Here is a 22,801-nt window from a genome sequence, read left to right on the forward strand (position 1 = left end):
CTCAGGCCGGACCGCTTCCCGCCGGAGGTTCCGGTGCGGGTGCCGCGTTGCGGTGCCGCACCTCCTCGATCACCCCGTGGGCCGCCGCGCAGAGCGGGACGGCGAGCAGCATGCCGAGGATTCCGGCGACACTCGCTCCGGCGGTCAGCGCGATCAGGATGACGGCCGGATGGAGCCGTACGGTGCGGCTCTGGATCATCGGCTGGAGCACATGGCCCTCCAGCAACTGGACCGCGACCACCACGCCGAGCGCCCAGAGGGCGATGACGAACCCCCGGTCGGCGAGTGCGACCAGGACGGCGACCGCACCGGAGAGAAAGGCCCCGAGGTAGGGGATGTAGGCGCCGACGAAGACCAGCGCGCCCAGTCCCACAGCGCCGGGCACCCGCAGGATCAGCAGGCCGACCGTGATGCAGAGGGCGTCGATCAGCGCGATGAAGGTGGTGCCGCGCATGAACCCCTCGACCGCCTCGAAGGCACGGCGTCCCATGGCCTCGACCAGGTCGCCGCTGCCGCGCGGCGCGAGGGAGTGGGCGAGGCGTACGGCCCGGTCGGAGTCGCGCAGGAAGAAGAAGGTGAGCAGCAGGGCGAGGACGGCGGTCGCGGTCAGCGTGCCGATCAGGCTCAGCCCGGTGAGGACTCCGCCGGCGGCGGTCGCGCCGAATTTCTCGACGAGGTTCCTGGCGTTGCCGGCGAGGTTGTCCACGGACGCCTGGCCGCCCAGCTCGAAGTGGTCGATCACCCACTGACCGGCGTCCTTCAGTGAGGCCACGATCTGGTCGCCGGTGTCGATGAGCGCGGTGACGACGATGTACCCGGCGCCGCCGACGACCGCGACCAGCGCGGCGCAGGTCAGCCCGGCGGAGAGGGAACGCTGCACGTGGTGGGCGGTCAGCCAGCGGTGGACCGGGCCGAGCAGCGCCGTGCCGAGCAGAGCGAGCAGCACGGGGGTGACGGCGGTCTTGAGGTAGACGGACAGCCAGACGACGACCGTCGCGACCGCCGCGACGAGGAGCAGGACGCCGCACCAGGCGGCCGTCCGCCGCGCGGCGTCGGGCAGGAGGGGCTTCTGGTTCGGCACTCCCCCACCCGACCACGGGGCGGACACGGTGTCCCGCCCCGTGGCGCGTGCGGGTGACGGACCGTCATCCGCACGCGGAGGGGATCACATGCCGTGGACCGCCGGGACGGTGCCGAGGCGGCCGGCCTGGAAGTCCTCGAAGGCCTTCTTCAGTTCGGCCTGGTTGTTCATCACGAACGGCCCGTAGTGCGCCATCGGCTCACGGATGGGGCGTCCGCCGAGGAGCACGACCTCCAGGTCGGGGGTGTGCCCGTCCTGCTGCTCGTCCGCGCGGACGGTCAGCGAGGAACCGGCGCCGAAGACGGCCGTCTGGCCCATGTGGACCGGGCGGCGCTCGGCGCCCGCGGTGCCGCGGCCGGCGAGCACGTACGCGAGACCGTTGAAGTCCTCGCGCCACGGCAGGGTCACCTCGGCGCCCGGCCGGACGGTCGCGTGGATCATCGTGATCGGGGTGTGGGTGATGCCGGGGCCCTCGTGCCCGTCGAGCTCACCGGCGATGACGCGGAGCAGCGCGCCGCCGTCCGGGGAGGCGAGGAGCTGGACCTGGCCACCGCGGATGTCCTGGTAGCGGGGGTCCATCATCTTGTGGCTCTTCGGCAGGTTCACCCAGAGCTGGAGGCCGTGGAACAGGCCGCCGGACGCGACCAGCGACTCCGGCGGAGCCTCGATGTGCAGCAGGCCGGAGCCCGCCGTCATCCACTGGGTGTCGCCGTTCTCGATGGTGCCGCCGCCACCGTTGGAGTCCTGGTGGATGAAGCTGCCGTCGATCAGGTACGTGACGGTCTCGAAGCCGCGGTGCGGGTGCCAGGGAGTTCCCTTGGGCTCTCCGGCCGCGTACTCCACCTCACCCATCTGGTCCATCATGATGAACGGGTCGAGGTGCTTGTAGTTGATCCCGGCGAACGCGCGGCGCACCGGGAAGCCCTCTCCCTCGAAGCCGGTCGGCGCGGTGGTGACCGCGAGGACGGGACGGGCGAGGGCGTCGCCCGAGGCGGCCACCTTGGGCAGGGTCAGCGGGTTTTCTACGGTCACTGCGGGCATGGGAGCCACCTCCGGGCGGGATCTGCTTCCAAGTTAGTTGAACAGTGAACATCTTGCAAGGCGTCGCGCATTCCCGGCGGGGCGCGACCGGCGCCGACCTGGGGAGACGGGGGCGGCCCACAGAGGCGCACACCGCCAAGGCACCCACCGGAAAAGGCCCGCACCACGGGGGTGCGGGCCTCGGGGACAGGCGGATCGGGGCGTCAGCCGTACATGCGCCGCATCGCGAAGTCGACCATCTGCTCGACGGCCTTGGCGTCGAAGACCATCCGGTGGTCGCCCTCCATGTCCAGGACGAAGCCGTACCCGGTCGGGAGCAGGTCGATCACCTCGGCGCCGGTGATCACGAAGTACTTCGACTCCTTGCCCGCGTACCGCCGGAGCTCCTTGAGCGTGCTGAACATCGGGATCACCGGCTGCTGGGTGTTGTGCAGCGCGAGGAAACCCGGGCCGTCGCCGCGCGGACAGTAGACCTTCGAGGTCGCGAAGATCTGCTGGAAGTCCTCCGCGGCGAGGGTGCCCGTGGTGAAGGCCCGTACCGCGTCCGCCAGGGAGGGCGGCGAAGGCTCGGGGTAGAGCGGCTGCTCGGCGTAGCCGCCGCCCATCTGCCCCATCTGACCCATCTGCTGCTGTGCACCCGGGTTCTGGTCGTAGCCGTACATACCCCGAAGAGTAATCGGACACATCTCCGGCTCCAGGGGTTGCGCCTTATTACTCACGGGTAGCATCATCGTGGAGGTCGACTGATCGCATCATGCAGCCGGCCGGTCTTCCGCACAGCCCGTCGCCCGACCCGCACCACTCCCCGGGGCGCTGCGCGCCACTGCTATTGATTACGGAGCCTTCCCATGGGGCACTACAAGTCGAATCTCCGCGACATCGAGTTCAACCTCTTCGAGGTGCTCGGGCGCGACCAGCTGTACGGCACCGGACCGTTCGCGGAGATGGACGTCGAGACCGCGAAGAGCATCCTCGACGAGGTCACCCGCCTCGCGGAGAACGAGCTCGCCGCCTCCTACACCGACGCCGACCGCAACCCGCCGGTCTTCGACCCCGCGACCAGCACCGCACCGGTCCCGGAGACCTTCAAGCGGTCGTACCAGGCCTTCATGGACTCCGAGTACTGGCGCCTGGGCCTCCCGGAGGAGATCGGCGGCACCACCTCCCCGCGCTCCCTGATCTGGGCCTACGCGGAGCTGCTGCTCGGCGCGAACCCGGCCATCTGGATGTACTCCTCCGGCCCCGCGTTCGCCGGCATCCTGCACGCCGAGGGCAACGACGCGCAGAAGAAGATCGCCGAGATCGCCGTCGAGAAGCAGTGGGGCTCGACCATGGTGCTGACCGAGCCGGACGCCGGTTCGGACGTCGGCGCGGGCCGCACCAAGGCGGTCCAGCAGGACGACGGTTCCTGGCACATCGAGGGCGTGAAGCGCTTTATCACCTCCGGTGAGCACGACATGTCGGAGAACATCCTCCACTACGTGCTGGCCCGCCCCGAGGGCGCCGGACCGGGCACCAAGGGCCTGTCGCTCTTCCTCGTCCCGAAGTACCACTTCGACTGGCAGACCGGCGAGCTGGGCGAGCGCAACGGCGTCTACGCAACGAACGTCGAGCACAAGATGGGCCTCAAGGCCTCCAACACCTGCGAGATGACCTTCGGCGACCAGCACCCCGCCAAGGGCTGGCTGATCGGCGACAAGCACGACGGCATCCGCCAGATGTTCATGATCATCGAGTTCGCCCGGATGATGGTCGGCACGAAGGCCATCGCCACCCTCTCCACCGGCTACCTCAACGCGCTGGAGTACGCCAAGGAGCGCGTCCAGGGCTCGGACCTGTCGCAGTTCATGGACAAGACCGCCCCCAAGGTCACCATCACGCACCACCCCGACGTGCGCCGCTCCCTCATGACGCAGAAGGCGTACGCCGAGGGCATGCGCTCGCTCGTGCTGTACACCGCCTCCGTCCAGGACGCGATCCAGGTCAAGGAGGCCGCCGGCGAGGACGCCAAGGCGCTGCACGGCCTCAACGACCTGCTGCTGCCGATCGTGAAGGGGTACGGCTCCGAGCGCTCCTACGAGCAGCTGGCGCAGTCGCTCCAGACCTTCGGCGGCTCCGGGTACCTCCAGGAGTACCCGATCGAGCAGTACATCCGCGACGCCAAGATCGACACCCTCTACGAGGGCACCACGGCCATCCAGGGCCAGGACTTCTTCTTCCGGAAGATCGTCCGCGACCAGGGCGCTTCGCTCAACACGCTCTCCGAGGAGATCAAGAAGTTCCTCGCCGGCGCCCAGGGCAACGAGGAGCTGGCCCCCGCGCTGGACTCCCTCGCCAAGGCCGCCGTGGACCTGGAGGCGATCGTCGGCACGATGATCACCGACCTCACCGCGACCGGCGAGGACGTGAAGAGCATCTACAAGGTGGGCCTCAACACCACCCGCCTGCTGCTCGCCTCCGGTGACGTCGTCGTCGGCTACCTCCTCCTCAAGGGCGCCTCGGTCGCCGTCGAGAAGCTGCCGACCGCCTCCGGCAAGGACGTCGCCTTCTACCAGGGCAAGATCGCAGCCGCGAAGTTCTTCGCCGCCAACGTCCTGCCCGGCGTCTCGGCCGAGCGCGCGCTCGCCGAGTCGGTCGACAACTCCCTGATGGAGCTGGACGAGGCCGCGTTCTAGTGCCGCGCCCGGCAATGTCTGCCCCATGAGGAGCGGTGGTCGGTGCGTGTGATCGCAAGGCGGCCGGAAGTCCTTGTAGCGGAGCTACCAGGGCTTCCGGTCAACGCAGCGAGTGCGCGTGCCGACCACCGCGACGGGGCAAAGCTTGCAGGGCGCGGCACTAGTCTCCGGCTCTCGTTCGACCACGTCCTCAGCGACGGCCCGTCCCCCCATACGGCACATACCGGGGGGCGGGCCGTCGCCGTCATCCGCGGGCCGTCGCCCTGCCCGCGCGGCGGCACGACCGTGAATGGTCCACAACAGCCCTCGTTACAGTGAAGAACATGAGTTCCTCCCACCACTTCGACAGGTCCCACACCGATGACCTGATGGCCTTCCTCGCCGCGAGCCCCTCGCCCTACCACGCCGTCGCCAACACCGCGGCCCGACTGGAGAAGGCAGGGTTCCGGCAGGTCGAGGAGACCGCGGCCTGGGACGCGACGAGCGGCGGGAAGTACGTCCTGCGCGGCGGCGCCATCATCGCCTGGTACGTCCCCGAAGGCGCGTCCCCCCACACCCCGTTCCGTATCGTCGGCGCCCACACCGACTCGCCCAACCTGCGGGTCAAGCCGCTGCCGGACACCGGCGCGCACGGCTGGCGCCAGGTCGCCGTGGAGATCTACGGCGGAACCCTGCTGAACACCTGGCTCGACCGTGACCTCGGCATCGCGGGCCGGCTCACACTGCGCGACGGCACCGACGTGCTGACCTCCATCGACCGCCCGCTGCTGCGCGTCCCCCAGCTGGCCGTTCACCTGGACCGCTCGGCCAACACCGACGGCCTCAAGCTCGACCGCCAGAAGCACATGCAGCCGATCTGGGGCCTCGGCCGGGTGGAGGAGGGCGACCTCATCCGGTTCGTCGCCGAAGAGGCGGGCGTCGACCCGGAGGACGTGAGCGGCTGGGACCTGATGGCGCACGCCGTCGAGCAGCCCGCCTACCTGGGCCGCGACCGGGAGCTGATGGCCGGCCCCCGGATGGACAACCTGCTCTCCGTGCACGCGGGCGCCGCCGCGCTGGCCGCCGTCGCCCAGCGGCACGCCGCCGAGGGCACCGAACTCCCGTACATCCCGGTGCTCGCCGCGTTCGACCACGAGGAGAACGGCTCGCAGTCCGACACCGGTGCCGACGGCCCGCTGCTCGGCACCGTCATGGAGCGCTCGGTGTACGCCCGGGGCGGCGGTTACGAGGACCGCGCCCGCGCCTTCGCGGGAAGCGTCTGCGTCTCCTCCGACACCGGTCACGCGATCCACCCCAACTACGGGGAGCGCCACGACCCGACGCACCACCCGGTCGTCAACGGCGGCCCGATGCTGAAGGTCAACGTCAACATGCGGTACGCGACGGACGGCAGCGGCCGGGCCGTGTTCGCCGCCGCGTGCGAGCGGGCGGGGGTACCGATGCAGACGTTCGTCAGCAACAACTCGATGCCGTGCGGCACGACGATCGGTCCGATCACCGCCGCCCGGCACGGAATCCGGACCGTCGACATCGGTGTGGCGATCCTGTCGATGCACAGCGCCCGCGAACTCTGCGGCTCCGACGACCCGTTCCTGCTGGCCAACGCCCTGACCGCGTTTCTGGCGGGCTGACGGCCACCCCGGGCCCCAGTCCCAACCTCCCTGACGGACATGCTTGTTGCCGGGCCGGGTACGCGATCCGTACACCGGCCCGGAGTCACCGGGCCGTCGAGGAGGCGGGAATCATGGGACTCGGAGGATGCATTCTCCTGATCGGTGCCGGAGCGGTACTGGCGTTCGCCACCGACTGGCAGATCGACACCGTCAACGTCGACCTGGTCGGCTGGATCATGATGCTCGTCGGCCTCGTCGGCGTCTTCGCCTACATGAGCATCGCGCGGCGCCGCCGCATGATCGTGCCGCCCACCACGGTCGTCCCCACCACGGAGGACGAGAAGCGCTACCTGTGACGGCGGGGCCGGTGCGCCGGCCGCGGGAACGGCGGAGGGCGCGGAGACCGTAGAACGTCTCCGCGCCCTCTTCACGCCCCGGGTGACGTCCGGACGGTCATGCGTCGTCCATGCCCGCGAGCACCAGCGGCAGCCGGGCCACGCCGTCCGCCGTCACCACGACCGGTACGCCCCAGTCCTGCTGGTGGACGTGGCAGGCCGGGTACTCGTTCGCCGGGTCGTCGTCGCAGGACGCCGCCATCGCCGAGACGTGGAGGATGCCCTCGGTGACCCCGTCCGCGAGCACCAGGTCGCGGAAGAGGTCCGTACCCGCGCCCGCGCCGTCGGCCAGCAGCTCCGGCGGGGTCGAGGAGACCAGCAGCCGGGTGGAGGGGCCGTAGCGCAGGTCGAGCTTCTGGCCGGCCGGCGCCTGGAAGACCACGTCCAGCCGGAGGTTCCCGGCGGCGACCTCGGTGGCCGCGCGCTGGGTGCGGTGCGCACCGCCGTCGACCCGCAGGGCCTCCTCGGGCAGCCGCAGCCGGGTCAGCCGGTGCCGCGCCGACTCCACGACCACCAGATCGCCGTCGACCAGCACCGCGTCGCTCGGCTCCCGCAGATCGGTCGCGAGCGTGGTCACCTCGCCGCTCGCCGGGTCGAAGCGCCGCAGCGCGTTGTTGTACGTGTCGGAGACCGCCACCGAACCGTCCGGCAGGGCGGTGACCCCCAGCGGGTGCTGGAACAGCGCCTGCCCGGCGGCCCCGTCCCGGTGCCCGAAGTCGAAGAGCCCGGTGCCCACGGCCGTGGTCACCACGCCCCCGCGGTCCACGAAGCGCAGCGCCGAGGTCTCGGAGTCGGCGATCCACAGCCGCTCCCCGTCGGTGGAGACCGCGAGACCGGAGGGCTGCGCGAACCACGCCTCGGCCGCCGGACCGTCGACGAGACCCTCGTTGGTGGTGCCCGCCGCGACCTCGACGGTGCCGCTCGCGGGGTCGTACGTCCACAGCTGGTGGACGCCCGCCATGGCGATCCAGAGGCGGTCGCCGAACCAGGCGACGTCCCACGGCGAGGAGAGGTCCACCTCGCGCGCCGGGCCGGAGGTCGCGGAACCCTGCCACCACTGGTTGCCGGTGCCGGCCAGCGTCTCCGTACGGCCCGTGGTGAGGTCCAGGGCGCGCAGCGCGTGGTTGACGGTGTCCGCGACGGCGATCCGGCCGTCCGGCAGCACGGTGAGGCCCTGCGGCTCGCTGAACCGCACCTCGTCCCGGCCGCCGTCGGTGAAGCCGCGCTCACCCGTGCCGTAGTGGCCGCGTACGGTCTCGCCGTCCGCCTCCAGCTCGACCAGACGGTGCCGGGTGGTGTCCGACACCAGGAAGCCGCCGTCCGGCAGCAGCAGGGCCTTGCCCGGGAAGCGCAGGTGGGTGGCGACCGGCTCGGGCGCCACGTACGGACCGTCCCCGCGCCGCAGCGTGCCCTTCGCCGTGTGCTCGGCCTCCAGCTCGTCCACCAGCTTCGCGATGGCGTGGGCGTGGCCCTCACCGGCGTGCTGGGCGACGACGTACCCCTCGGGGTCGACGACCACGAGCGTCGGCCAGGCGCGGACCGCGTACTGCTTCCACGTCGCGAGCTCCGGGTCGTCCAGCACCGGGTGGTGCACCTCGTACCGCTCGACGGCGTCCACGACGGCCTGGTGCTCCGCCTCGTGCACGAACTTCGGCGAGTGCACACCGATGATCACCACGGTGTCGCGGTGCTTCTCCTCCAGCTCGCGCAGCTCGTCGAGCACGTGCAGACAGTTCACACAGCAGAAGGTCCAGAAATCGAGGACGACAATACGTCCTCGCAGGTCAGCGAGGGTGTATTGCTGACCACCCGTGTTGAGCCAGCCGCCCTTGCCGATGAGCTCGGGGGCGCGGACACGGGCACGGTGGGGCGCGGGGGTGGGCGCCGGGACGGCATCGTTCATGCCTCAAGGGTGCCACCCGCGGTGCGCTCGCCGATCACGGGCCGGGCGGGGCCCGACGAGCCGGGCTCACACCCAGTCCCTCTCCGGCTCGGCCGCCCGCAGCACCTCGCTCGCGCCCTTCAGCACCGGCTCCCCGTGCGGGATGCACACCACCTCCACCTCCAGCGAAGCCAGCCGCCGGAAGGAGGCGATGGCCTGCTCCCGGTCCACGTTGAACGGGCCGAGGATCGCCCTGCCCTCCGCGGTGGCGACGATGTCACCCGGGAAGAGCACGCCGCTGGAGGGCAGGTGCAGGGCGATGCTCCCCGGGGTGTGTCCGGGCACGTGCAGGACGTGGACGGGCTCGCCCCAGTCACTCACGGAGTCCCCTTCGTGCAGTTCCCCGTCCACCGGCAGGTGGCGCGCGGGCCGGACGTCCGCTTCGGAGAAGCCCGCCACGACCTGCTCGTGCAGCGCGCGTTCGGAGGCGGTGTGCACCGGCCGGGGTTCGGGCGCCGTACCGCGGACGAACGGGGCGTCCGGGGCTCCCGCCAGGACCCGGGCCCCGGTGACCTCGACGAGATCCGCGGCGGAGCCCATGTGGTCGAGGTGGGAGTGCGTGAGAACGATCTGCCGCAGGTCCCGCGGGCGTCCACCGAGCCGCTCCAGTGCATCGAGGATCACGGGGGCGGACCCCGGGACGCCGGTGTCGATCAACGCCCAACCGTGCGGCGTACGGACGAAGTGGACGTGCCCGACCGGAAAGGCAAGCTGCCAGACGACGGGGGCGACCTGAACGAGTTCCATGCTCCGACGCTAGCGATGGAATGCCGCGTGTCCAGATATTTCGGCTGATGGCGAAGGGAACGCCGAAGGGGTGGACGAGGACCGCCGAGGCGGCCCCCGCGGGTAGGGCTCCCCGGCTTCCCCGCCCGACACCCCTGCGCGCTTCTCGCATTCCTCGCGGGGCAACGGGAACCTGTCCCCCATGAGACTTCTCGTACGCGAACGACTGTTCGCCATCGGTGACGACTACTGGATCGAGGACACCGAGGGCCGCAAGGTGTTCCTCGTCGACGGCAAGGCCATGCGGGTACGCGACACCTTCGAGCTGAAGGACGCGAACGGGCGGGTCCTCGTCGAACTGCGGCAGAAGCTGATCAGCATCCGCGACACGATGATCATCGAGCGGGACGGGGAGGAGCTGGCCCGGGTCAAGAAGAAGCACCTGTCGCTGCTGCGGAACCACTACCGGGTGGTGATGGCGGACGGCACCGAACTCGACGTCAGCGGCAAGATCCTCGACCGTGAGTTCGCCGTCGACTACGACGGTGAACTGCTGGCCCAGATCTCCCGACGGTGGCTCAGCATTCGTGACACGTACGGCATCGACATCGTGCGTGAGGACGCGGACGCCTCGCTGCTGATCGCGGTGGCGATGTGCGTGATCGTGCTCGCGGAGAAGGAGCACGACAAGCACGACGAGTGAGCCCTTGGAGTCCTGCGTTCGGCTCGCGCGCGCGAGCGCGACCGTGGTCCGCGAACGAAAGGATCCGGGCGGGAACCTCTGGTCCGTTGCCGGACACGTACAGAGCATGGAACTGAACGACGCTGGTCCCGCCCTCCCGGTCGGAGGTACGTCCGACCGGGAGCTGTGGGCGCGGGCCGTCGACGGCGACCGGGAGGCGTTCGGTCGGATCTTCGACCGGCATGGGAAGACCGTCTACAACTACCTGTTCCGCCGGACGGCCGACTGGTCCGAGGCGGAAGACCTCACGTCGACGGTGTTCATGCACGCCTGGCGCCGGCGATCGGAGACGGTCCTGGACCGCGACTCGGCCCTGCCGTGGCTGCTGGGCATCGCCGACCGTCTGCTGTCGAACACCAGGCGGCGGCTGAGACGGGCCGAGGCGCTGCTGCACCGGCTCGTCTCGCACGACGAGCCGGTGGACGACCACGCGGACCGGGTCGCCGTCCTGATCGACGACGAGCGGCGCATGTCGGCGATCCACCGGGCGTTGGCCCGGCTGCCGCGCCACGAACGCGAGGTCGTCGAGCTCTGCGTATGGTCCGGCCTTGATCAGCAAGCGGCCGCGGCGGCGCTGGAGGTGGCGGTCGGTACCGTCAAATCCAGGCTGCACCGGGCGCGACGGCGGTTGGGGGCGGACCTCGTCGGCGGAGCCAGGGTTCCGGCGTCATTCGGTTCCACGAATCCCGTCAACGCGGAGGACGTCGCACGATGAACGACATGCAGGGCATTCCTGCGGCTCCTTCCGATCGTGATCTGCCGGACCACCGGCGGATTCGAGAGGAACTACTGATGAAGATCGACACCGAGGACCACCGCGCTTCGCTGCGCCGCAGATGGGGAGTGCCGCTGGGCGTCGCCGCCGGGGTCGTGGCGGTAAGCGTCGCGGCCGTGGCCGCCTTCGGCAGTGCGGAGGACTCCGCGCCGGCTCTCGCCTCTCCCGCGAGCAGCGGGGGGAACCCGACGAGCACCGCCGCGTCACCGACTCCGAGTACGACTCCGAGCGCGACGCCCGACTCCCCGTCGGCAGGAGCCGTCGTGGCGCCCGACGAGTCGTCCGTCCCGGCCGTCGTCACCAGCGCGACGACGACCCCGATCGACGCGGGGACCGTCGCCAAGATCCTGTCCTCCTGCCTGGGTTCGGACGCGTCGCGCTACCACGCGGTGCTCGGGGTCCGTACTCCCGTCGCCTCGCAGGACTGGGACGGCGTGGTCGTCGCCGTCGACTCGGCCGGCCAGTACGTGCAGTGCGAGACCAAGGGCGCCAAGGGCAGCAGCCCGGACTCCCCGCCCACGTTCATCAACGACCGCCTGTGGGGCACCGGTCACCTGATCGCGTACTTCGATTCCTTCACCGCACCGGCCGGCAAGGGGCGGTACCTCGCGCTGGGCGCCGGGCACTATGCGGCGAACATCGCCAAGATCAGCGTCAGTTACGGCGACGACCCGAAGCAGTACCCGGCGGCCATGGCGGGCGGCGCGTTCGTCTACGCGGCGGCCCTCTCCACCGGTGCGGCCGACCCCGGCCCGCGCTTCGGGGGCCCGAGCTCCTACGTCCATGCCTTCGACGCATCCGGCAAGGAGATCTACAACCAGAAGAAGGACCCGCAGTTCGTCGACGAGCAGTAGGGCGGCCGAACCGACGGCCCCTCCTTTCCCCGGCGGCGCCGTGCCGGGGAAAGGAGGGGCGTCCCGCCGGCGCGGGGAGTACGTCCCTCCGGCGCCCGCGAGACGACCCGTCCGACGCCTGATCCGGGGCGCGAAGCTGTCCACCGATCCGGGATGCTGGCCCGCCCGCGCCGCCCGATGCCCTGCTCTCGGGCGCGACGAGTTCAGGCCGCCTTACGCGGTCCGCTGCGGCGGTACCCCTCCCAGACCGGGCCGCCCGCCGCGTCGAGGACCTCCGTGACCAGCGAGGTGAGGCCCTCCGGTGCGCCGCGCAGCGCGGCTTGCGCCGTCTCGTCCAAGCGCGCGGCCAGGTCCGGCGCAACGGGTTCGAGACGCCGGGCCAGCCATGTGCCGCCGCCGAGCCAGGTGCCGTGGGTCAGCAGCGCCAGCTCGCCGCTCCGCCGGACGAGTTCGGCCACGACGAACAGCCGCTCCCCCGCATCCGTACAGGCGGCGAAGTCGTCGAGCAGGTCCGTCAGCGCGTACCGGGCGTCTTCGAGCGCCGTGTCGGTGACCGGGGGCGGGCCTGCGGCCGCGAGGCGTTTCGCCGTCTCCGCCATCCGTGCTCCCGTCCCGTCGGCGTCGAGCAGCAGCGCCCCCTCGGCGCACATCCACAACAGGGGCGAGTTCCGCTGCACGATCTCCGGGGTCACGAAGGTGTGCCAGGAGTCCTCGGTGTGCACGAACAACTCCACCGGCCAGTCCCCGTACCGCAGGCTCTCGCGGTACGGGGCGGGCGGGCCACCGAGCAGCACGACGACGTCCAGGTCGGACCGGGCGGTACGCCGGCTCGTCAGGACACTGCCGCCGAGGAACGCGGCGCGGGCGTCGGGGTGGCGCTCCAGAACGAGGGCACGGGCAAGATCGATGACGTCCATGCCCACACTCTGCCGTGGTCCCGGGGACTCCCCAGCACCGCCCCGTTCCCTACACCCCCAGCCGACGGTCCTTCAGGGCCGGGAAGTGCGCGCGGGTCTTCTCGACCTTCGCCGGGTCGAACTCGACGCGCAGGATCTCCTCCTCCGCCCCCGCCTCGCCGAGGATCTCGCCCCAGGGGTCGACCGCGATGCTGTGACCCGCCTGCGGGACGTCGGCGTGGGTGCCGGCGGTGCCGACGGCGAGGACGTACGCCTGGTTCTCGACGGCGCGGGCCTGGGCGAGGAGGGTCCAGTGGGCACGGCGGCGTTCCGGCCAGCCGGCGGGGATGACGAGGGTCTGGGCGCCCGCGTCGACCAGGCCCCGGAAGAGTTCGGGGAAGCGCAGGTCGTAGCAGGTGGCGAGGCCCAGGGTGGTTTCCGGGAGGGTGACGGTGACGAGGTCCTCGCCCGCGCCCATCAGGACCGCTTCGCCCCGGTCGAAGCCGAAACGGTGCATCTTGCGGTAGGTGGCGACGCGCTCGCCCCGGGGGTCGAAGACGAGGGAGGTGTTGTAGAGGGTGCCGTCCTCGGCGCGTTCGACGAACGATCCGGCGTGCAGCCAGACGCCCGCCTCGGCCGCCGCCCGGGACATCACCTCATGGGTGGGGCCTTCGAGGGGCTCGGCCTCGGCCGCGAACTCGGTGAAGTTGAAGGCACCGAGCGGCCAGAGCTCCGGGAGCACCACCAAGTCGGCGGGCTGGGGCCCCGACACCTCCCCCGCAACCAGAGAAGCGACCCTCGCTCTCCGGTAATTGACGGGTTCGTCCGGGTTTACCGCAATCTGGATCAGAGAGGCGCGCACAGTACCACCGTCCTGGCATTCGAGCCGTCAACACCGGCCTACGATCGTCACACGAAAGCACTGCCGGGGTGCCTGCTCGCAGCGTAACTTGGAACTTTCCGAAGGAACGAACCTCCCACGCAGCTCGCCAGACAGCGCCGTCAGTGCCAGCCCGCCCGCCAGCACTACCTGCTCTCCAGCCCACGCACCGAAGAACCGCACGAGGGGTCCCGTGACCGTCCATCCCAGCCTCCAGACCTACGCCGATGCCTGGACCCACTCCATCGAGGCGATAACGGAGCTGGTGCTGCCGCTCGCCGAGGGGGACTGGAACCGCCGCACGCCGTGCCCCGCCTGGTCGGTGCGTGACATCGTGTCGCACATCATCGGCATGGAGTGCGAGCAGCTCGGCGACCCACGGCCCATCCACACGCTGCCGCGCGATCTCTACCACGTGCGGACCGACATGGCGCGGTACATGGAGATGCAGGTCGACGTACGGCGCCACCACACCTCGCCCGAGATGACCTCGGAGCTGGAGTACACGATCATCCGCCGTTCCCGGCAACTGCGGAACGAGTCCCGCCCGCCGGAGACGATGGTCCGGGCGCCCCTCGGTGCCGAGCAGACCCTCGAAGTGGCGCTGCACATGCGGGCCTTCGACGTGTGGGTGCACGAGCAGGACCTCCGCTGGGCCCTCGGGCAGCCCGGCAACCTCGACTCCCCGGGCGCCCACATCGTCCGCGACGCCCTGCTCCAAGCGCTGCCGAAGGTCGTCGCCAAGGACGCGGGTGCTCCGCCGAACTCGGCCGTGGTGCTCGACGTGCAGGGGCCGATGGAGTTCCTCCGTACGATCCGGGTGGACGCGGAGGGGCGCGGCTCGGTCGACGGCTCGCCGTCCCTGGGGCCCGCCGTGTCGCTGGCGATGGACTGGGAGACCTTCTACCGGCTGGCCTGCGGGCGGGTACGCCCGTCGAACGTCGCGGACCGGATCAAGGTGGAGGGCGACGAGGACCTGGCGTCGGCGATCCTGCACCGGTTCTCCGTGACCCCGTAGCCGCACACGCACACACGTACTCACGTACTCACGTACACATGGAGCGCGTCGGCGTCGATCTCCCGCAGGAGGGTGAGGACGTCCCCCGCGCAGGCTCGACGTCACGGGCGGAGGCGAGTGAACCCGTACGACGCCACGAGCGCCGCTCCCACGAGCACCGCCCCGCCCCCGCCCCCCCGCTCCCGCCCGCGCGCTCACACCGGTACGTGCACCGCTTCGACCCGGCTGATCACGTGGTGCTCGCTCTCCCGCACCGCCGCGCGCTTCCGCAGCCGGAGGATCTGGGCGACACCGAGGGCCTCCAGGAAGAACACCGAGGAGAAGGCGACCGTGTAGTCGTCGCCGGTCGCGTCGAGCAGTACGCCCACCAGGAACAGCGTGGTCATCGAGGCGACGAAGCCACCCATGTTGACGATGCCGGAGGCGGTGCCCTGGCGTTCCGGCGGGTTGGCGGGCCGGCCGAAGTCGAAGCCGATCATCGACGCGGGGCCGCAGGCGCCGAGGACCAGGCACAACACGATCAGCAGCCACATCGGGGCGTGGCCGGGGTGGAAGATGGTGGCGGCCCAGAGCAGCGCCGTCGCCCCGACCGTGCCGAGGGCGAGCGGCAGCCGGGCCGCGTGGTGGCGGGCGATCACCTGGCCGTAGACGAGCCCCACCGACATGTTCGACAGCACCACCAGGGTGAGCAGGCTGCCGGCCGTCCCCCGGCTCAGCCCCTGGTCCTCGACGAGGAACGGCAGCCCCCACAGCAGCAGGAAGACCATCGCCGGGAACTGCGTGGTGAAGTGCACCCACATGCCGAGCCGGGTGCCGGGCTCCCGCCAGCACGCGGCGATCTGCCGGCGTACGTACGCGGCGCCCGCGTGCTCCACGGGCGGTGGCTCGTGGCCCTCGGGGTGGTCCTTCAGGAACAGCAGCAACAGGACCAGCACCACCACACCCGCCAGGGAGCTGCCGACGAAGGTGGTGGTCCAGCCGAAGCCGTGCAGGGCACGGGCGATGAAGAGGGTGGAGACGAGGTTGCCCGCCATCCCGAACAGCGCGGCGACCTGACCGATCAGCGGTCCGCGCCGGGCCGGGAACCACCGGCTGCCGAGCCGCAGCACGCTGATGAAGGTCATGGCGTCGCCGCAGCCGAGCAGCGCGCGTGAGGCGAGCGCGGTGCCGTACGACGGGGAGAGCGCGAAGCCGAGCTGGCCCGCGGTGAAGAGGATCGCCCCCAGGGTGAGGACCCTCTTCGTGCCGAGCCGGTCGACCATCAGGCCGACGGGTATCTGCATCCCCGCGTACACCAGCAGCTGGAGGATGGAGAAGGTGGAGAGGGCCGAGGCGTTGACGTCGAACCGCTCGGCGGCGTCGAGTCCGGCGACCCCCAGGCTCGTACGGAAGATGATCGCGACGAAGTAGACGGCGACCCCGATGCCCCACACCCGCAGGGCGCGGCGTCCGCCGGGCGGATCACCGGGGAGGGAGAGGGTGGGCGCTGCCGCCGAACTCATCGGTCCTCCCCCCGCACCAGCACCTTGACCCGGCCGACGTGGCGCCGGACGACCCGCGCGGCCTCGTCGGCATCACCCGATCGAATGGCTTCCAACAGCTCCGTGTGCTCGGCGATGTTGGCCGCGATCCTGCCGGGGTGCGCCTCCATCACGGCGACGCCCATCCTCAACTGGCGGTCGCGGAGCTGGTCGTAGAGGCGGGAAAGGATCTGGTTCCCGGCGTTGCGGACGATCTCGGCGTGGAAGCCGCGGTCGGCGACGGAGACCGCGGCCAGGTCTCCGGCCTCGGCGAGGGTGCTCTGCTCGGCCAGCAGCTCTTCGAGCCGGCCGATCAGCCGCGGGGAGGCCGGAATCGCCTTGCGGGCGGCGAACTCCTCGACCAGCAGCCGGGTTTCGACGACGTCGGCGATCTCCTGCGCGGAGACCGCGAGGACGAGCGCGCCCTTCTTCGGATAGAGCTTGATCAGCCCTTCCGCTTCGAGGCGGAGCAGCGCCTCGCGGACGGGGGTCCGGGAGACGCCGACCGCTTCGGCGAGGTCCCCCTCGGTGAGGAGCGTCCCGCCCTCGTAACGGCGGTCCAGCACGGCCCCCTTGACGTGGGAGTAGACGCGCTCGGCGGCGGGGGGCGGTTTGGGCTGCGCCCGGTGGGCGGCGGGGGAGGCGGGAGGTGCGGCAGGCATGCACACAGCATAGATACAACGTGCACGCATGAGGGGATCCGTCCGTGATGCGGACTTCACGACAACCCCACGCAACTCTTTCGCCCCACACGACTCCTTCGCCCCAGGCGACTCACCCGCCCCAGCGATGACCGGACGGGAGACCCCGCGCGCTACGCTCCGCACGCCGCCCAAACGCGCCCCGGCGCTCGTACATCCAAGCGGCCTTCTCAGGAGTCTCACCCATCAGCGGCTCCCATGCAGCCGCATTCCAGTGGCATTTGGAGCGTTTACCTTGAAAATCCGCATGTCGGGCATTCGTCGCACTTCCGTGGCGGCGACCGTTACCCTGACGGCCGGCGCCGTCATCGCAGGTGGGGCGCTCGCCACCACCGCGCAGGCGGCCACGGTTCCGACGCCCACCGTCGTCGCACCCGGCGGGTTCGTGATGAACAACGCCAACGCCTCGACGCTCTACTCCAAGGGCGCCGACACCCGCCGCGCCACCGGCTCCACCACCAAGATCATGACCGCCAAGGTGGTGCTGGCGCAGAAGAACCTCAACCTGAACAGCACCGTCACGATCCAGAAGGCGTACAGCGACTACATCGTCGCCAAGGGCGCCTCCTCGGCGCACCTGATCGTCGGCGACAAGGTCACCGTGCGCCAGCTGCTGTACGGCCTGATGCTGCCGTCCGGCTGCGACGCGGCGTACGCGCTCGCCGACAAGTTCGGCGTCGGCACGACCCGCGCGGCCCGGGTGAAGTCCTTCCTCGGCAAGATGAACGCCGACGCGAAGACCCTCGGTCTGAAGAACACGCACTTCGACTCGTTCGACGGCATAAGCAATGGCTCGAACTACTCGACGCCGCGCGACCTGACGAAGATCGCCAGCAGCGCCATGAAGAACTCCACCTTCCGCGCCGTCGTCAGCACCAAGTCGACGAAGCAGAAGGTGACCACGAAGACCGGCGGCTACCGCTACATGTCGTGGACCAACACCAACAAGCTGCTGAGCAGTTACAGCGGCATGATCGGCATCAAGACCGGCTCCGGCAGCAACGCCAAGTACTGCCTGGTCTTCGCCGCGACCCGCAGCGGCAAGACGGTGATCGGCGCCGTCCTGGCGTCCACGTCCGAGACGACCCGGACCGCCGACGTGAAGAAGCTGCTCGACTACGGCTTCAAGAAGTAGTCCCGGCACCTGCTACAGGTGCCCAGGAGGGGCCCGGACCGCGCGCGCTCCGCGCGGTCCGGGCCCCTCTGTCTGTTCCGCTCCCCTTCGCTCCTCCGGCGCTCCTCCGGCGCTCGCGGCCCGTGGCCGAAAGGGCCGGATCACTCCTCGATCGTGCGGTCCGGGTCGTCGAGCGGGGTGTTCACCCGGAGCCAGCGGTAGCCGTACGGTTCCAGCTCGACGTCGAGCCGCCCGCCGGCCGCCGCCTTCGCCCCCTCGCCGCCGAACAGGTCGGTGAGGAGACGGCCGCCCCGCAGCCCCGGCACCTCCATGGACGCGGTGAGTTCCCGGCCGGTGAAGTTGTGAACGGCCAGCACCGCCCCCTCCGGCAGGGAGCTGAGGTGCGCCAGGACGCCCGGGTCCTCGGTGTCGAGCACCTCGCAGTGGCCCCAGGCGAATTCGGGCGCCTCGCGGTACCGCTCGATCAGGGTCCGCATCCGGGAGAGCAGCGAATCGGGATCGTGCGTCTGGTCGTGCACATTGACCCGCTTCGGGCCGTACGCGCCCTCCACCACCGGGTTGGGCAGCGTCACGCCCTCGGCCCGGGTGAAGCCGCCGCCCTTGTCCGGTGTCCACTGCATGGGGGTCCGCACCGCCTGGCGGCCGGGTGCGGCGAGGTTCTCCCCCATCCCGATCTCCTCGCCGTAGAAGAGCACGGGGGTCCCCGGCAGGGTGAGCAGCAGACTGTAGGCCAGCTCCACCCGGCGCCGGTCGCCTCCGACCATCGGCGGCAGCCTGCGGCGCAGCCCCCGGTCGTAGAGCTGCATGTCCTTGTCGGGGCCGAAGGCGGCGAAGACCTCGCCGCGTTCGTCCTCGTCGAGCTTGTCGAGCGTCAGCTCGTCGTGGTTGCGGACGAAGGTCGCCCAGCGCGCGTCGCGGGGCGGTACGGGGCGCTCGCGCAGGGCCGAAGCCAGCGGCCCGGCGTCCTCCCGGGCCATGGAGAGGTACATCCGCTGCATGCCGATGAAGTCGAAGCAGAGGGTCAGCTCGTCGCCCTCGCCGGCCTCGGCGCCGCCGAAGAACCGGGCGGTGTCCTCGTACGGCAGGTTCACCTCGCCCAGCAGGATCGCCTCGCCGTTGCGGCGGCCAAGGAAGGCCCGCAGGTCGGCGAGGTACGCGTGCGGGTCGGGGAGGTCGCCGGCGTCCGGCTGCCCGTCGGTCTCCAGCAGGAAGGGCACCGCGTCGACGCGGAAGCCCGACAGCCCGAGCTCCGTCCAGAAGCCCATGATCCGGGCTATCTCGTCCCGCACGGCGGGGTTCGCGACGTTGAGGTCGGGCTGCTGCTTGTAGAAGCGGTGGAGGTAGTACTGCTCGGTCGCCTCGTCGTACTCCCAGACGCTCTTCTCCTCGTCCGGGAAGACCACCCCCTGCGGCCCGTCCTCGGGCGGGGTGTCGCACCAGACGTACCAGTCGCGGTGGGCGGAGTCACGGCTGGAGCGGGCGTCCAGGAACCAGGGGTGGTGGTCCGAGGTGTGGTTGACCACCAGGTCGGCGATGACCCGGATGCCCCGGTCGCGGGCGGTCCGTACGAACTCGGTGAAGTCGCCCAGGGTGCCCAGCCTCGGATCGACGCCGTAGAAGTCGGTGATGTCGTAGCCGTCGTCGCGTTCCATGGTCGGGTAGAAGGGCATCAGCCAGACGCAGGTGACTCCGAGGCGCACCAAGTGGTCGATCCGCTGGGTGAGCCCGGCGAAGTCACCGACCCCGTCGCCGTCGCCGTCCTGGTAGGTCTCCACGTCCAGGCAGTAGACGACCGCGTTCTTCCACCACACGTCGGAGGTACGGGTCAGCCTCATCGGTTGCCTCCCACCACGGCGGGGGCGGGCCGGGTGACGTCGAGGCGCGGCAGCACCTTCTCGCCGAACGCGTCGATGAAGGCGCTCTGTTCGACGCCCACGTGGTGCAGCATCACCGAGTCGAAGCCGAGATCGGCGTACTCCTGGAGCCAGGCCGCGTGTTGGCCGAGGTCGGCCGAGACCCGCACGCTCTCCGCGACCCGCTCGGGCGTGACGTGCTCACTGACGCTGTCGAAGAGCTCGGCCGAGTCCAGGTCCCAACTGGCCGGCGCGCCGTGCACGTTGGTGCGCCACTGGTCGTGGGCGACGGCGAGAGCCGTGTCCGGGTCGGGGTCCCAGCTCAGGTGCACCTGGAGGTGGAGCGGGCCGGCACCGCCCGCCGAACGGTAGGCGTCCACGATCCGCCGCAACGTCGCGTGCGGGGCGTTGACGGTGATCAGCCCGTCCGCCCACTCGGCGCACCACCGCGCGGTCTCCTCGCTGCACGCGGCGCCGATCAGCGGCGGCACCGCGTCGGGGAGCGTCCAGAGCCGGGCCCGGTCCACGGTCACCAGGCCGTCGTGGCTCACCTCCTCGCCGTTCAGCAGCGCCCGGATGATGTCGACGCACTCCCGCAGCCGGGCTTTACGGATGTCCTTGCGCGGCCAGCCATCGCCCGTGATGTGCTCGTTGGACGCCTCGCCGCTGCCCAGGGCGGCCCAGAAGCGGCCCGGGTACATCGCCGCGAGGCTCCCGATGGCCTGCGCGACGATCGCGGGGTGGTAGCGCTGCCCGGGGGCGTTGACCACGCCCAGCGGGACGCTCTCGGTGGCCTGGAGGGCGGCCCCCAGCCAGGACCAGGCGAAGCCCGACTCGCCCTGCCGGACGCTCCAGGGCGAGAAGTGGTCGGAGCACATGGCGGCGGTGAAGCCCGCCTGCTCGGCACGGACGGCGGCGGCCAACAGGGCCGCCGGCGGTATCTGCTCGTGTGATGCGTGAAATCCGTAGACGGTCATGGATCGCGGGTACCCGGGGACGCCCGGATCATCGTCGCGGCGCCCCCGGGTCCGGACTCAGCCGACGCGGCGGTGCACCCTCGCCTCCCAGGGAGCGAGCACCAGGCGTCCGGGCTCGGGAGTCGCCGACGGACCGTTGCCGAGGAGGAGTTCGGCCCCCTCCCACCCCGCGAGCCCTGCTCCCGCCCCCGCTCCTGCTCCTGCTCCCGCCCCCGCTCCTGCTCCTGCTCCTGCCAGGTCCACGCTCACCGTCTCGCCGGTGAAGTTCCCGAGGACCAGCAGGGTCGTTGGGCCGTGGCTGCGGGTGAACGCGTAGATCCGCTCGTCGTCCGGCAGCAGCATCGTGAAGTCCCCGTGCACGACGGCCGGTTCGGCGTGGCGCAGGGCGATGAGCCGCCGGTAGTGGTGGAGGACGGAGTCGGGGTCCGCCTCGGCCGCCTCGGCATTGACCTCGGTGTGGTCGGGGTTGACCGGGAGCCACGGGGTCCCCGTGGTGAACCCCGCCTGCGGGGAGGCGTCCCACTGCATGGGGGTACGCGCGTTGTCCCGGCCCATCGCCCGCAGCCCGGGCAGCACGTCCTCGGGCCGGGCGCCCGCACGCAGGGCCTCGGCGTAGTGGTGCAGCGACTCGATGTCCCGGAAGTCGTCGATGGTGGCGAACGGGGCGTTGGCCATGCCGAGTTCCTCGCCCTGGTAGACGTACGGGGTGCCCCGGTGCAGGTGCAGCACGGTCGCCAGCATCTTCGCGGAACGGGTGCGGTGGCGGGGGCCGTCGTCGCCGAACCGGGAGACCACGCGGGGCTGGTCGTGGTTGTTCCAGTACAGGCTGTTCCAGCCGACGTCCGCGAGGCCCTCCTGCCAGCGCCCCAGGGACGCCTTCAGATCGGTCAGCCGCAGCGGGCGCGGGTCGAACTTGCCGTGCCCGTGGTCCAGCCCCACGTGCTCGAACTGGAAGACCATGTCGAGCTCGGCCCGGCGCGGGTCGGTGAAGAGCCGGGCCTGCTCGACGGTCACCCCGGGCATCTCACCCACGCTGAGCAGCCGGCCCGGGTAGCGGCCCATCACCTCGCGGTGCATCTCCTGGAGGTACTCGTGGATGCGCGGGCCGCAGACGTAGTGCGCCGAGCCGTCGCCGTACGGGCCGTTCTCGGTGGCCGCCCCGTCCGGCAGGGCGGGGTCCTTGGAGATGAGGTTGACGACGTCCATCCGGAAGCCGTCCACGCCCCGCTCCAGCCACCAGCGCATCATCGCGTAAACGGCCTCCCTCACCTGCGGGTTCTCCCAGTTGAGGTCGGGCTGCCCCGGCGCGAACAGGTGGAGGTAGTACGCCCCGCCCACCTCGTCGTGACTCCACGCCGGGCCCGAGAAGAACGAGCCCCAGTTGTTCGGCTCCCGGCCCTCGCGCGCCGGACGCCACCAGTACCAGTCCCGCTTGGGGCTGCCGGGGACACGCGACTCCTGGAACCACGGGTGCGCGTCCGAAGTGTGGTTGACCACCAGGTCCATGATCAGTTTCATGGACCGCGCGTGCACGGCGGCCAGCAGGCGGTCGAAGGCCTCCAGGTCACCGAAGACGGGGTCGATGTCCTGGTAGTCGCTGATGTCGTAGCCGTTGTCGGCCTGGGGCGACGGGTACACCGGGGAGAGCCAGACCACGTCCGCCCCCAGGCCGGCGATGTGGTCGAGCCTGCTGGTGATGCCGTCCAGATCGCCGATCCCGTCACCGTCGGAATCCGCGAAGCTGCGCGGATAGACCTGGTAGACGACGGCCGACTTCCACCACTCCGGGTCTTCGACGGTATCGCTCCGGGGTGGCGCCTCCGGCCACGGCCCGGGTGGGGTCGCCGTCTCCGGTGGCGTCGCCGTCCCGGGTGGCGCCTCCGGCCACGGCCCGGGTGCCGTCGCCGTCCCGGGTGTCATCTCCGCGTCAGTTGTCATCTCCGCGTCAGTGGTCATCGCCGCTCCTCCGCTTCGGTA

General features: G+C 70.8%; 20 protein-coding genes. 8 read left to right on the forward strand and 12 right to left on the reverse strand.

The window, feature by feature from the left end; genetic code table 11:
* Position 1: 1 nt before the first annotated feature.
* From ACFYPN_RS18875 to ACFYPN_RS18885, 3 genes are all read right to left on the reverse strand, one after another.
* Positions 2–1,081: an AI-2E family transporter gene (locus ACFYPN_RS18875; protein WP_358765600.1), complete on the reverse strand. Its 1,080-nt coding sequence runs from the start codon at positions 1,079–1,081 to the stop codon at positions 2–4.
* A gap of 84 nt (positions 1,082–1,165) precedes the next feature.
* A complete protein-coding gene (locus tag ACFYPN_RS18880) occupies positions 1,166–2,122 on the reverse strand; it encodes a pirin family protein (protein WP_358765602.1) in 957 nt (318 codons plus the stop codon).
* A gap of 203 nt (positions 2,123–2,325) precedes the next feature.
* On the reverse strand, positions 2,326–2,784 hold the full coding sequence (locus tag ACFYPN_RS18885; RefSeq protein WP_266706714.1) for an SseB family protein: 459 nt from the start codon (positions 2,782–2,784) through the stop codon (positions 2,326–2,328).
* A 186-nt stretch (positions 2,785–2,970) separates the two neighbouring features.
* Between ACFYPN_RS18885 and ACFYPN_RS18890 the strand changes: the two genes are divergently transcribed.
* From ACFYPN_RS18890 to ACFYPN_RS18900, 3 genes are all read left to right on the forward strand, one after another.
* Entirely contained in the window at positions 2,971–4,797 is a 1,827-nt protein-coding gene (locus ACFYPN_RS18890) for an acyl-CoA dehydrogenase (RefSeq protein ID WP_389299490.1), read from the forward strand.
* Between the two features lie 323 nt (positions 4,798–5,120).
* A complete protein-coding gene (locus ACFYPN_RS18895; RefSeq protein WP_358763982.1) occupies positions 5,121–6,428 on the forward strand; it encodes a M18 family aminopeptidase in 1,308 nt (435 codons plus the stop codon).
* A 113-nt stretch (positions 6,429–6,541) separates the two neighbouring features.
* Positions 6,542–6,766 carry a DUF6458 family protein gene (locus ACFYPN_RS18900; RefSeq protein WP_358763983.1) on the forward strand — a complete coding sequence of 75 codons (225 nt, stop codon included), beginning with the start codon at positions 6,542–6,544 and terminating at the stop codon, positions 6,764–6,766.
* 97 nt (positions 6,767–6,863) lie between these two features.
* Here the strand turns inward: ACFYPN_RS18900 and ACFYPN_RS18905 are convergent, their stop codons facing one another.
* Together ACFYPN_RS18905 and ACFYPN_RS18910 are read right to left on the reverse strand one after the other, a co-directional pair.
* On the reverse strand, positions 6,864–8,708 hold the full coding sequence (locus tag ACFYPN_RS18905; RefSeq protein WP_389299493.1) for a thioredoxin-like domain-containing protein: 1,845 nt from the start codon (positions 8,706–8,708) through the stop codon (positions 6,864–6,866).
* A gap of 66 nt (positions 8,709–8,774) precedes the next feature.
* A complete protein-coding gene (locus ACFYPN_RS18910) occupies positions 8,775–9,494 on the reverse strand; it encodes an MBL fold metallo-hydrolase (RefSeq protein WP_389299496.1) in 720 nt (239 codons plus the stop codon).
* 181 nt (positions 9,495–9,675) lie between these two features.
* Between ACFYPN_RS18910 and ACFYPN_RS18915 the strand changes: the two genes are divergently transcribed.
* The 3 genes from ACFYPN_RS18915 (at position 9,676) to ACFYPN_RS18925 (ending at position 11,844) form a co-directional block, all read left to right on the forward strand.
* Positions 9,676–10,176, forward strand: coding sequence for an LURP-one-related/scramblase family protein (locus ACFYPN_RS18915; protein WP_389299498.1), 501 nt, complete (start codon positions 9,676–9,678; stop codon positions 10,174–10,176).
* A gap of 106 nt (positions 10,177–10,282) precedes the next feature.
* Positions 10,283–10,930 (forward strand): RNA polymerase sigma factor, encoded by a 648-nt coding sequence (locus ACFYPN_RS18920; RefSeq protein ID WP_358763991.1) that lies wholly within the window; start codon positions 10,283–10,285, stop codon positions 10,928–10,930.
* A 77-nt stretch (positions 10,931–11,007) separates the two neighbouring features.
* The gene (locus tag ACFYPN_RS18925) at positions 11,008–11,844 is read left to right on the forward strand and encodes a hypothetical protein (RefSeq protein ID WP_389299501.1); all 837 of its coding nucleotides are present in this window, start codon (positions 11,008–11,010) and stop codon (positions 11,842–11,844) included.
* Between the two features lie 203 nt (positions 11,845–12,047).
* Here ACFYPN_RS18925 and ACFYPN_RS18930 read toward each other — a convergent pair whose 3' ends face one another.
* Positions 12,048–12,761 (reverse strand): nucleotidyltransferase domain-containing protein, encoded by a 714-nt coding sequence (locus ACFYPN_RS18930; RefSeq protein WP_389299502.1) that lies wholly within the window; start codon positions 12,759–12,761, stop codon positions 12,048–12,050.
* 49 nt (positions 12,762–12,810) lie between these two features.
* The gene (locus ACFYPN_RS18935) at positions 12,811–13,602 is read right to left on the reverse strand and encodes a carbon-nitrogen family hydrolase (protein ID WP_389299505.1); all 792 of its coding nucleotides are present in this window, start codon (positions 13,600–13,602) and stop codon (positions 12,811–12,813) included.
* Positions 13,603–13,813: 211 nt separating this feature from the next.
* On the opposite strand from ACFYPN_RS18935, the gene ACFYPN_RS18940 reads away from it, so the two are divergent.
* Complete coding sequence (locus ACFYPN_RS18940; RefSeq protein ID WP_358763998.1) at positions 13,814–14,638, forward strand: maleylpyruvate isomerase family mycothiol-dependent enzyme; 825 nt, start codon at positions 13,814–13,816, stop codon at positions 14,636–14,638.
* A 194-nt stretch (positions 14,639–14,832) separates the two neighbouring features.
* On the opposite strand, the gene ACFYPN_RS18945 is transcribed toward ACFYPN_RS18940, so the two are convergent.
* Positions 14,833–16,140: an MFS transporter gene (locus tag ACFYPN_RS18945; RefSeq protein ID WP_358764000.1), complete on the reverse strand. Its 1,308-nt coding sequence runs from the start codon at positions 16,138–16,140 to the stop codon at positions 14,833–14,835.
* Positions 16,137–16,820: a GntR family transcriptional regulator gene (locus ACFYPN_RS18950; RefSeq protein WP_358764002.1), complete on the reverse strand. Its 684-nt coding sequence runs from the start codon at positions 16,818–16,820 to the stop codon at positions 16,137–16,139. The genes ACFYPN_RS18945 and ACFYPN_RS18950 overlap by 4 nt, the downstream gene beginning before the upstream one ends.
* Before the next feature lie 286 nt (positions 16,821–17,106).
* Between ACFYPN_RS18950 and ACFYPN_RS18955 the strand changes: the two genes are divergently transcribed.
* Complete coding sequence (locus ACFYPN_RS18955; protein WP_358764004.1) at positions 17,107–17,994, forward strand: D-alanyl-D-alanine carboxypeptidase; 888 nt, start codon at positions 17,107–17,109, stop codon at positions 17,992–17,994.
* Between the two features lie 140 nt (positions 17,995–18,134).
* On the opposite strand, the gene ACFYPN_RS18960 is transcribed toward ACFYPN_RS18955, so the two are convergent.
* The 3 genes from ACFYPN_RS18960 to ACFYPN_RS18970 are packed head-to-tail and all read right to left on the reverse strand — an operon-like array spanning position 18,135 to position 22,780.
* Positions 18,135–19,829 carry an alpha-amylase family protein gene (locus ACFYPN_RS18960; RefSeq protein WP_358764005.1) on the reverse strand — a complete coding sequence of 565 codons (1,695 nt, stop codon included), beginning with the start codon at positions 19,827–19,829 and terminating at the stop codon, positions 18,135–18,137.
* Entirely contained in the window at positions 19,826–20,824 is a 999-nt protein-coding gene (locus ACFYPN_RS18965; protein WP_389299510.1) for a TIGR03885 family FMN-dependent LLM class oxidoreductase, read from the reverse strand. Before ACFYPN_RS18965 ends, ACFYPN_RS18960 begins: the two co-directional genes overlap by 4 nt.
* A gap of 57 nt (positions 20,825–20,881) precedes the next feature.
* Positions 20,882–22,780 carry an alpha-glucosidase gene (locus ACFYPN_RS18970; RefSeq protein ID WP_389299512.1) on the reverse strand — a complete coding sequence of 633 codons (1,899 nt, stop codon included), beginning with the start codon at positions 22,778–22,780 and terminating at the stop codon, positions 20,882–20,884.
* Positions 22,781–22,801 lie beyond the last annotated feature (21 nt).

Origin of the sequence: Streptomyces sp. NPDC005576 (assembly GCF_042871745.1) — a bacterium.
Taxonomy (GTDB): domain Bacteria; phylum Actinomycetota; class Actinomycetes; order Streptomycetales; family Streptomycetaceae; genus Streptomyces.